Raw genomic sequence first — 2847 nt, forward strand, 5'->3', positions numbered from 1 at the left:
TATCAACAAAAATATAAAAATATGTGATGAGTTTTGTCGAAAAATATTTTTTTGGCACCCCTAAGATGCCAAGAAACCTTGATATATCAACATTTATAGAGGGAGGAGATTCAAAGTTTTACAATACAGTCTAAACCTAGAGGTTCACTTTTGTTTTACGTGTCTTATCCTAGAAAAAAATTAATGCGATCGTTAAAGTCATTCAAGATATACACAAATGACATCATGAGGGATATTAAAATACTTAGAGCTTACTTAGAATGTTTTTTTGCAATTGACTTAGCTTCATTTAAAAATTTTTTCTTATTTTTTGAATGTTTATCTTCTTTCATTTCGTTTATAATATCTTTTGCTTTTCCGTCTACTATTTTTTTTCCTCCTAGTCTCATTTCTGCCACCACCACTTAAAGTTTTAATACATTTATATCCTTTTAAGTGGTAATTTATGCAGAAAAACTATATTTCCTCCTCGATAGGGTAAGTAGGAACTAGAAATTTCATTAAATATAAACCATCTTCCTCTTTTCCGGTCAGTTTGAAGTAGCGTTTTTGATAGAATTCAATCGCATCTTCCACAGCCCATAAGAAGATGTATCGACATGTAAAGAAAGGAGTAATTTCTAAGGCTTTACCTACTATAAACTTTAATAATAATGATCCAATACCTTTCTTTTGATATTTGTCTTTTACACCTATGTATTTTACTTCAATAGCAGGAATATAAAAACTATCCATTAAACCTATTTCTCTGGCTTCTTCTACAGGTATTTCTAAATGCGCACAATTTGCAGTGAAATAGGCGGTGATTTCATTTTCATAAATTAAAGTTGTAGTTGATGAAATCCCCATCTTATGATCGTAAATAGCATTGCTAGATAATTTTATATAGGTATCAATCATACTATTTCCACAAGAAAACCCTTGAACTAAATGATAAGTTTTGTCCAAGGGTAAAAATTCAATCTTTTCTAAATTCATTTGTTATCACCTTTATTACAAATTAGAATAATCTATGAGTTTTATTTTTACTTACATTAGCTACGACTTCGAGACATGAATTTAAGTAAGATTTGTATTCTGAAGTAATGATAGAACTTGGGGCAGACTTTAATTCTTCTATTATCTTTTTATTGTCTTTACTGTCTAATTTAATTTTTCTTCTATTTTTCATTAAGGTTGCCATTTCTCTCCCCCCTTACAATAATTATCCATTATCCTTACATAGTAGTCAATTGACAACTCACTTTTTGTTCAAAGCAAGAAAAGTTCCCCATGTTAAAAACGTTTTAAATCACAAAAAATTCAGAAAATTATCCTTACGTGTAAAACACTCTATAAAGGGACTGTCTCAAAGTAAAAGATTAGACCCCACAACCCAATATTTTGATACTATTAAATGTTGAATAGCTATATATTAGTTTATATATGCGGGGTCAGACCCTTATGAGTCAGCCCCTTTCCTAATATGGCTTCGCTAATTTCTTAAACTTCTCAACTTGCTCATTAGAGATATTTGCCCGATTCTTGCCATCATAAAATTGACATCATAAAAAGCAATATCGGGTTCAATCGTTTTGTATCCTTGAAAGCCTTTTATAATAATCGCTATCGTGAAAAAACTTGCGGCTTCTTCGATAGCTGCTGCATTTTTTCTATAATACTTCCAATCATTGAAGCTAATATTTGTTGAAATAAAATTCCGGCGATGACTGGAATAGCAACTGGACCTGGAAAGTAGGCAATGGCAATGACGGCTCCTGTACTAATGTTTCTCATCCCGTTGTTATACATTAAGGAAATGGTTGTACTTTGATCTTGTTTCAAAAGCAAACCACAGATCCAACCGATCGCATAGGCCATTAATGAAAGCACAAACACAACGGCCATAATCTTGATTAACTGAGCGTCAAACCCTTTAAAGTAAGGGGCAATACTTGAGCTGTTGATGGCAACAACTGCACCAATTCCTAATTTCGAAAAGGGTGAAAGCATTGTGGATAGCTTTTCTGTTATTTCCTTTTTCGTAAATTGATTGATGAACATCCCAAATAGGGAAGGAATAACAATCATCCATAATAAACCTTTCATGATGGCAACGACGTTCATTTCAACCGTAGATCCGACAAACCATTTCAGAACGACTGGGACAAGAATGGGCGACAATAATGTATCAACGAGGATGATCGATAATGTTAGCACGATGTTCCCTTTATATACACTTACCCATAACAAGCTTGTAATGCCAGTTGGGACCACAAACGCCAAAATGAGCCCTGTAATGAAATAAGGATCATCAGGGAATAGAAACGATCCAGTACCAAACGCAACTAACGGCATTATGAAGTGAAGCGAGATTAAAGAAACGATTAACGGCAAAGGATGTAGGATCATGTTTTTCAAATCATGAAAGTTCGAACGAAGTCCCCCTGTAAATGTCATCACGGCAAAAATCCATGGCACTAAAAATGTGTAATCATCCAAGCTTTTATAAAAAATGATACCGATCACCACACTGGCAGGGGTGATGACTGGCATTAGCTTTTGTAATAAAAGATTAATTTTATTCAACATAGCACGACGGCTCCTTATTAAATGCTGCGAACTTAGTAAAAGCTCCAGCAACAAATTTCTATGACTAAGAAAACCATATTTACTTAGTTTGAATATTATTAGCCCGATGAAAAAAAACGTTTCATTAAGGCTATTTTATTGTAGATTCATAAATTATGCAAAGAGTTTGAATATTTATTTAGTCTCATCACCATATTCTGTGATGTTCACACAATTCCGGAAATAAGTTAGCGAGGTTGATACTCAATCTAGAGTAGCTCCTTCGTCAGCTTGCAG

Annotated in this window: 4 protein-coding genes; all 4 read right to left on the minus strand. The window is 33.4% G+C overall.

Going from position 1 to position 2847, the window contains the following annotated elements; translation table 11 throughout:
* Positions 1 to 251: 251 nt before the first annotated feature.
* The 4 genes from J2S06_RS16005 to J2S06_RS16020 all read right to left on the minus strand — a co-directional run bounded on the left by J2S06_RS16005 (position 252) and on the right by J2S06_RS16020 (position 2571).
* A complete protein-coding gene (locus J2S06_RS16005; protein WP_160299043.1) occupies positions 252 to 389 on the minus strand; it encodes a hypothetical protein in 138 nt (45 codons plus the stop codon).
* Positions 390 to 456: 67 nt separating this feature from the next.
* Entirely contained in the window at positions 457 to 978 is a 522-nt protein-coding gene (locus tag J2S06_RS16010) for a GNAT family N-acetyltransferase (RefSeq protein WP_044747281.1), read from the minus strand.
* Between the two features lie 22 nt (positions 979 to 1000).
* Entirely contained in the window at positions 1001 to 1183 is a 183-nt protein-coding gene (locus J2S06_RS16015; RefSeq protein WP_419152961.1) for a hypothetical protein, read from the minus strand.
* Positions 1184 to 1605: 422 nt separating this feature from the next.
* Positions 1606 to 2571: a bile acid:sodium symporter family protein gene (locus J2S06_RS16020; protein WP_419152962.1), complete on the minus strand. Its 966-nt coding sequence runs from the start codon at positions 2569 to 2571 to the stop codon at positions 1606 to 1608.
* Between the last annotated feature and the right edge of the window lie 276 nt (positions 2572 to 2847).

The organism is Bacillus alveayuensis, from assembly GCA_030812955.1.
Lineage (GTDB): Bacteria > Bacillota > Bacilli > Bacillales > Aeribacillaceae > Bacillus_CB > Bacillus_CB alveayuensis.